The organism is Streptomyces galbus, assembly GCF_005280195.1.
Classification (GTDB): Bacteria; Actinomycetota; Actinomycetes; order Streptomycetales; family Streptomycetaceae; genus Streptomyces; species Streptomyces galbus.
In genome coordinates this window covers 70,171-77,131 of sequence record NZ_SZPR01000021.1, presented here as the reverse complement: position 1 = coordinate 77,131, position 6,961 = coordinate 70,171, and the positions used below count along the sequence as shown (strand labels likewise).

The following is a 6,961-nucleotide window of genomic DNA, read 5'->3' as shown; positions in this document are numbered from 1 at the left end:
CCGCGCCACGAGGCCGCACCGGGCAGGTGTCAGGCAGCCGTTCGGATCGGGGCCGGGGTGTCGGCGCGGGGGAGATCGAGTGCGGACCAGGTGCGGTCCAGTGCCTGGACGAAGTGGTCGACCTGGTCGGGGCTGTGGACTGGGGAGGGGTTAATCCGCAGCCGTTCGGTGCCATGGGCGACGCTGGGGAAGTTGATTGGCTGGGCGTAGATGGCGTGCTCGTCCAGCAGGATGCGGGAGAGTTCCTTGCACTTGTGGGCGTCACCGACGAGCACAGGGACGATATGGCTCTGGTCGGTTACGAGCGGGATGCCCAGCTCGCTCAGCCGGGACTTCACGGTGCCTGCACGGTCGTGCAGCTGTCGGCGCTCCTCGTCGCTGCGGCGCAGGTGGCGCACGCTGGTCAAGGCCGCTGCCGCCAGCGCGGGCGGCATCGCAAGCGTGAAGATGAACGCGGGAGCGAAGCTGCGGACGGCATCGATGATGGCGGTGGGGCCGGCCAGATATCCGCCTGCAGTGCCGTACCCCTTGGCGAACGTGCCCATCAGGAGCGTCACGTCATCGCCGATGCCGAGCTCGGCGGCCAGTCCTGCCCCCTGCGGGCCGTACATGCCGACCGTGTGCGCTTCGTCGACGTAGACCAGGGCGTTGTGCCGCTTGGCGACCGCACACAAGGCTTCCATGGGGGCGATGTCGCCATCCATGGAGTAGATCGACTCGAAGGCGACGACTTTCGGTCGGCTGGGATCGACCGAGCGCAGAAGCCGCTCCAGGTGATCGGGGTCGTTGTGCTCGAAGATGTGCCGCTCCGCGCCGGAGGCGCGCATCGCGGTGATCATGGAGGCGTGGTTGAGACGGTCGGAGAAGTAGACGCACTCCGGCAGCATCCGGCCCAGCACATACAGTGCGGCGTCGTTGGCCGCATAGCCGGTGACGAACGTCAGTGCGGTCTGCTTGTGGTGGAGGTCGGCGACCTCACGCTCGAGCGCGAGGTGGTGCGGGGTGGTGCCGGAGATGTTCCTCGAGCCGCCTGCGGCCACTCCTGACCGTTCGAGGACTTCCTGCATGGCTGCGGTCACGTCAGGGTGTTGTCCCATCCCCAGGTGGTCGTTGCTGCACCACACGGTCACCTCGCGCGGCCCGCGAGGGCTGTGGTGGATCGCCTGGGGAAAGGACCCGGCTAACCGCTCGATCGGAGTGAACGTCCGGTACTGCCCCGAGTCCTTGATGCCCTGGATCCGCTCGGAGAAGTACGTGTCGTATTCGAACATCGGCTGCCCTTCAGACAACTGGTCATCGGTCAATGGCGCGCAGGGCGAGTCCGTAGTGAGGGACGTCGGCCTGCGTGTCGGCGCGGGCAGGGAGAGACAGCCGTACCTGCCGCAACCAGTGTTGGACATCTGCCCCCCCTGCACCGCCGTGCGAACCGCAGCCGCGTACCCGATGCACCATGCAGCTAACACCTCGTTGCGCGACTGCGACCCGACACCCTGCCTAACCGGCCACTCCTGCGCTGTCTTGAAAGGCCGCACAGGTCAGCTTCTGGCCCGCGACGAATCGCGAACAGTCCACGGATCCGGCAGAGGCCTGCCGATCACGGCACGCTCCAGACCGTACGCGGTCTGTCGCCGGGCCGCCCGTCTGACCGGTCAGGCGACCTGCTTCCTCCGACTGTTCGGCCAGCGTTTCCATGCCGGTGGTCAGTGCACCTCAGCGGTGGCCCTCGAACATGTCGGCGTCGCCGACCCTGAGTCCGTTCTGGATGATGCGTGCTGGGTGGAGTGGCGCGACGGCCCGGCTCATGACATGAAAAGGAGGGGCGCGATGGCAGTGCGACGCGCGAAAGACTTCCTCCTCGGAGTGGACCGCGACCGGGTGGGCGAGGACACACTCGGTCTGCTCGATGACGAGGTGAGGCGCCTGGTCGCCGAGTATCCCCGGGTGCCGCTGTTGGCCGTGTGGTCCGACCTGCTGGAGACGCAGGAGCAGGTGTTCCGCCTGCTGGAAGGCGGTAGGGTCCGGCAGCCGTCTCAGCTGCGCGACCTGAACATCCACGGCGCCATACTGGGCTTCCTGGTCGCCAAGGGCTTCAACGACATGCAGGTCCCCCACGAGGCCATGACGATGACCCGGGTCGCCTCGGCCTGCGCCCGGGACGCCGAGCACCCCGGACTCATCGCCCTGACCGACGGCCTCAAGTCGCTCATCGCGTACTGGGCGGACAGGCCCGAGGACGCCTACCACTACGCCAGCAAGGGCGCCGAGACCGCAGCCAACCGGCAGGGGACCGTCGGCCTGTGGCTGCTCGGCCTCCAGGCGCGCGCCGCCGTGGTGCTGGGCGACGAGGAGACCGTGCGCGACGCGAACCGGCGGGCAGTCGAGCGCCGTGAGCACGTCGTCCTGGACGAACTGGACGAGCTCGGCGGCCTGTTCACCTACAGCCGCAAGAAGCAGCTCTACTACAGCGTGGAGGCCGAGGTGCTGCTCGGTAACGGGAACGCGCAGCTCGCGGCGCAGGCCGAGGAAGCCGTGCAGGGCTTCAGCGATACCAGCGCGCCCGACTGGGCGTTCGGCGACCTGGCCGGTAGCCAGTGCGACCTGGCGCTCGTGCGACTGTACGGCGGCGACGTGGACGGCGCGGCGGCCGCCATGCGGCCCGTTCTGGACCTGCCCTCCTCCCACCGCAACAACGGGATCATCGTCTCCGCGGTGCGCGTGCGGAACGCCCTGACCGCCGGCCGGGCGGGGACGGCCGTTGCCGCGCGCGACCTCCGCGCGGAGATCGAGGCCTTCCCCGTCGGCCGGCCCGCGCTGCCCCGCGGGTAAAGTCCGGGGCATGCACCCGGTCAACCGCTCCAGTGAACGCCTTGCCCTGAGGGAACTTGCGGCCGCGGATGTGGATGCGGTGCTCGCCGTCTACGGCAGCTCCGCAGCCACAGAGCATTTGTCGTTCGAACCCCGCGACCGCGAGCAGGTCCAGCAGATCGTGGCCCGTTCGATCGCGGCCGCCACAGCAACACCCCGCACGGAGTACGCCCTGGCCGTCATCGAGCAGACGACGGCCGAGTTGATCGGGTCCTGTCGCCTGGCCCTCGATCCCCACCAGCAGCGCGGAGCCACCATCGGCTTCGCGCTGCACCCGCAGAAATGGGGGAGAGGCTACGGCGTTGAGACCGTCCGGCTGCTGCTCGCTCTCGGCTTCCACGACCTCAACCTGCACCGCATCTGGGGTGCGCGCTCGCCCCTCAACATGGCGTCGGCCAAGACGACGAGCGCCGCCGGGATGGTCGAAGAAGGCACCATCCGGGAGCACGTGTTCAAGGCAGGCAAGTGGCGAGACTCCGTGGTCCACGCGATCCTCGAACGCGAATACCAGCCCGGCCCCTGAGAGCCCAGGGACCGGGCTGAGCTCAGCCTGCGTCCCCTTCTGCCCCGGTGCCGGGCCGGGCGTCAGCTACCGCGGCGTGCGCGGGGCCTCCGTACAGCGGGACCGCGACGAGCGGGTCCCGGGTGCCGGCGCCGTGGCGGCGGTCGTAGACGGTGTCGGCGGTGTGGGAGCCTTCCGCCCACCGGCCCGCCTCGTTGCGGTCTCTGAGGACCAGGGCGATCACCTCCGGCTCGCGCAAGGTGCGGGAGCCGACTTCGACTCCCCGCGGAGGGCGCAATGGCCAGCGGAACCGTTAAGTGGTTCAACTCGGAAAAGGGTTTCGGCTTCATCGAGCAGGACGGCGGCGGCCCTGACGTCTTCGCCCACTACTCCAACATCGCCAGCTCCGGCTTCCGTGAGCTCCAGGAAGGCCAGAGGGTGAACTTCGACGTCACCCAGGGCCAGAAGGGCCCCAGGCGGAGAACATCATCCCCGCCTGAGCCCATACACCTTTCGGCACCCGCCCTGCGATGCTCGCTGGGCGGGTGCTGTGCCATCAATATGGCCTTTGCCGCCGGGCGAACGGGCTGCAAATCGCCCTGGGCGGCTCCACCGATCAGAGCGAACGCATAAAACCTGGCGACACGGGCTTCCACAACGGCCCGCTCGGCCTGCGGCGGCTTCAACTGCGCGTGCGGACATGGGATTCCATCGTGCACCTAGGGGCACGCTCGTGGCGTGGTCGGTGCCGTCGCGGCCGCCGGGGACGGCGTCGCTCCCGGCTTCGTCGGGACCCGGGTGGCCGCACTGCTCAAGGTCGGCGGCTGGGTCAGCCACGTGGTCGTGGACGCCGCGGACGTGGTGCCGGTCCTGGACGGCATCGACGCCGCTGAGGCGGAGACAGCGGCCACAGCGTGCCCGGCGTTCTACTGCGCACCAGGACGTGGTCCCCCAGCTGTCGTCTCCGGCACTGTGGCGTGGCTCCCGTGGTCGAGCGGGGTGGTCCCGGTGAAGCCGCTGCGGGTCATCTCCCCCCAGACCGGGGTGCCGTTGCGTAGTGACGCCCACCACCCCTGCAGCCGCCACAGGGCGGTGATCTGGCGGTAGCCGAGGTTCTCGGCGACGGCCGCGGCGGCGACGGCCGCGAGGTCGCCGAGGCGCCGGTAGCGGTGCAGGCCCAGTTCGTCCAGGAGCAGGGCGAGCAGCGACAGCAGGATCGCGTAGCCGAAGGCGGCCAGCAGGAACAGCAGAGCCAGGGCGGGGGAGATCAGCCCGCATCCGAAGCCGACGGCCACCGTGACCAGGCCCCAGACCTCCAGCAGCGGGGCCAGCAGCTCGAACAGGACGAAGTAGGGGTAGGCGACCATGCCGATGACGCCGTAGCGGGGACGCAGCAGCATCCGCCGGTGGCGCAGCAGTGTCTCGTACAGACCGCGGTGCCAGCGCCGCCGCTGGCGGGCCAGGACGCCCGCGCTGTCCGGGACCTCCGTCCAGCAGACCGGCTCGGGGATGAACTCGACGCGGTAGGGGCGGCGCCGGTCGCGCAGGTGCCGGTGCAGGCGGACCACGAGCTCGAAGTCCTCCCCGAGGGAGTCGGCGTTCATGCCGCCGACCTCGACCAGGACGTCGCGGCGGTACAGCCCGAAGGCTCCGGAGATGATGAGCAGGCCGTGCAGCCGGGCCCAGCCGGTACGGCCCATCAGGAACGCCCGCAGGTACTCGACGACCTGGATGCGCGGCAGCCAGCCCCGGGGGATGCGGGGTTCGACGACCTGTCCGTGCCGTACGACGCTGTCGTTGACGGGACGGATGACGCCCCCGGCGGCGACGACGTGCAGCGGGTCCGCGACGAACGGCTGGGCCAGGGTGAGCAGCGCGTCCTCGTCCAGCAGGGAGTCGGCGTCCACCATGCACACCAGCGGGTGGGAGGCCAGGTCGATGCCGACGTTGAGGGAGTCGGCCTTCCCCGAGTTCGCGGTGCGGACCACGGTGAGGGGCACCGAGTGGGTGCTGACGTACACCGAGCGGACCGGTTCCTGCGACGCGATCTCCTGAGGGCGCACGCGTTCGACCGGTACGAGGCCGAAGGCTTCGCGCAGCCGGTCGAACGTGCCGTCGCGTGAGCCGTCGTCGACCAGGACGATCTCGTGGCGCGGATAGCGCAGCGCGAGCATGGCGCGCACGCTCTCGACGATGGTGGGCTCTTCGTTGTAGGCGGCGGTGACGATCGACACCGGCGGGGTGAGCGGGCTGGTGGCGAGGTCGTCCAGGCCGGTGAGCCGGCGGCGGCGCGCCAGGCGGGGGACGGTGCGTCCGGCCAGGGCCAGCAGCACCAGGTACACGGTGTTCAGGACCAGGAAGTAGCCGATCACCAGGTACTGGTTGGCGTGGACGAGGGTGGCGACGACGTCCTTCACCGGTCGGGGCCTCCCCGGTCGCCGAGGGCCAGGGAGAGGGTCTCCCGGGCGTGTGCGCCCGCGGGGTCCGGGCCGCGGGCGATGCCGCCGAGCGCTGCCCGGCCCGCCGGGCCCAGGCGCAGCAGGGCACGGGCCGCGGTGTGGGCCGGGCGGTAGGGTCCGCGCCGCACCGTCCGCTCCAGCACGGGTACGGCGTTCTCGTCGCCGATCAGACCGAGTGCCTCCGCCGCGGCCACGACGACCCGGTCCGACGGGTCGGTACGGACGGTGCCGGTGAGCGCGGCGACGGCCGCGGGTTCGCCGACCCGGCCGAGGGCCGCGGCGGCCGCCGCGCGCACCATCGGCGCGGGGTCGTCCAGGGCCGCGGACAGCGCCGGCAGCGCCCTGCGGTCCTTGATCAAGCCGAGCAGCTCGACGGCCAGGGCGCGGTGCTGTTCGTCGCCGCCGTCGGCGGCGGCCCCGGTCAGCGCGTCGACGGCGGCCGGTCCGAGCCGGACGAGCGCGTCACCGACCAGGCCCGGGGCGACCCGCCGCGGTGGGTCCAGCGCGGTCAGCAGCAGGCCCGCGCTGACCGGGTCACCGAGGCGCCCCAGGGCGCGTACGGCCGTCTCGCGCACCGTGGCGCTGCGGTGCCCGAGCAGGGCGTGCAGCGCGTGGCGCGCCGCCGGCCCGCGCACCGGGTCGGCCCGCAGGCTCGGACCGGTCAGGGCGAGCACGGTCGCGGCCCGCGCCCGCCGCAGGGAACGGCGCCGGGTGGCGTCGGCCAGGGCCGCGTCGACCGCGCCGCGCCGCACCAGCAGGTCGGTGAGCGTGTGGTGGGAGCCTCCCTTGACGCGGCTCAGCAACCGGGTGACGGTCGGCTCCGCGGCTTTCCAGGAGCGCCGGTCCAGCGCGGCCAGCGCGGCCCGGGCCGAGGGGCTCTCACCGCCGGTGGCCTCCACGACCAGGGGTCTGGTGGTGGCCGCCGTCCGCCGCAGGACGCGTTCCCGGCGGTTGCGCACCACCCGGGTGACGCAGAGCACGAGCAGGCACAGGACCGCTTCGGCCACGGACACCAGCAGGACGAGCTGCACCACCGTACGCACCGCTGTCCGCCCCCTTCCTCGGTCCCGCATGCCAGCCTCCGGCGTCCGGCGCTCGCGCGCCAGCCAGCATCCTGCGTCTGCAGGGGCGCGTC

Annotated in this window: 6 protein-coding genes and 2 pseudogenes; 4 read left to right on the top strand and 4 right to left on the bottom strand. The window is 71.3% G+C overall.

Going from position 1 to position 6,961, the window contains the following annotated elements; all coding sequences use genetic code 11:
- Positions 1–29: 29 nt before the first annotated feature.
- Positions 30–1,271 (bottom strand): 5-aminolevulinate synthase, encoded by a 1,242-nt coding sequence (gene hemA / locus E4U92_RS26735; RefSeq protein WP_137303017.1) that lies wholly within the window; start codon positions 1,269–1,271, stop codon positions 30–32.
- Between the two features lie 553 nt (positions 1,272–1,824).
- Between hemA and E4U92_RS26730 the strand changes: the two genes are divergently transcribed.
- Both E4U92_RS26730 and E4U92_RS26725 read left to right on the top strand, forming a co-directional pair.
- Complete coding sequence (locus E4U92_RS26730; protein WP_137303016.1) at positions 1,825–2,826, top strand: hypothetical protein; 1,002 nt, start codon at positions 1,825–1,827, stop codon at positions 2,824–2,826.
- 10 nt (positions 2,827–2,836) lie between these two features.
- Positions 2,837–3,388, top strand: a complete 552-nt coding sequence (locus E4U92_RS26725) for a GNAT family N-acetyltransferase (protein ID WP_137303015.1) — start codon at positions 2,837–2,839, stop codon at positions 3,386–3,388.
- A 22-nt stretch (positions 3,389–3,410) separates the two neighbouring features.
- Here E4U92_RS26725 and E4U92_RS26720 read toward each other — a convergent pair whose 3' ends face one another.
- Complete coding sequence (locus E4U92_RS26720) at positions 3,411–3,626, bottom strand: hypothetical protein (RefSeq protein WP_137303014.1); 216 nt, start codon at positions 3,624–3,626, stop codon at positions 3,411–3,413.
- Positions 3,627–3,664: 38 nt separating this feature from the next.
- Between E4U92_RS26720 and E4U92_RS26715 the strand changes: the two are divergent.
- Together E4U92_RS26715 and E4U92_RS36810 are read left to right on the top strand one after the other, a co-directional pair.
- A pseudogene (locus E4U92_RS26715) lies at positions 3,665–3,867 on the top strand (cold-shock protein).
- A gap of 238 nt (positions 3,868–4,105) precedes the next feature.
- Positions 4,106–4,270: pseudogene (locus E4U92_RS36810) on the top strand (NADPH:quinone reductase); the annotation flags it as partial.
- Positions 4,271–4,293: 23 nt separating this feature from the next.
- Here E4U92_RS36810 and E4U92_RS26705 read toward each other — a convergent pair.
- Entirely contained in the window at positions 4,294–5,784 is a 1,491-nt protein-coding gene (locus tag E4U92_RS26705) for a glycosyltransferase family 2 protein (protein WP_137303013.1), read from the bottom strand.
- On the bottom strand, positions 5,781–6,869 hold the full coding sequence (locus tag E4U92_RS26700; RefSeq protein ID WP_168725207.1) for a HEAT repeat domain-containing protein: 1,089 nt from the start codon (positions 6,867–6,869) through the stop codon (positions 5,781–5,783). The genes E4U92_RS26705 and E4U92_RS26700 overlap by 4 nt, the downstream gene beginning before the upstream one ends.
- Positions 6,870–6,961: the final 92 nt, after the last annotated feature.

What these genes read in the sequence shown, in the direction of transcription:
- E4U92_RS26725 (WP_137303015.1), top strand. Translation starts at nt 2,837, where the DNA reads ATGCACCCGGTCAACCGCTCCAGTGAACGCCTTGCCCTGAGGGAACTT.
- E4U92_RS26730 (WP_137303016.1), top strand. Translation starts at nt 1,825, where the DNA reads ATGGCAGTGCGACGCGCGAAAGACTTCCTCCTCGGAGTGGACCGCGAC.
- hemA (WP_137303017.1), bottom strand. Translation starts at nt 1,271, where the DNA reads ATGTTCGAATACGACACGTACTTCTCCGAGCGGATCCAGGGCATCAAG.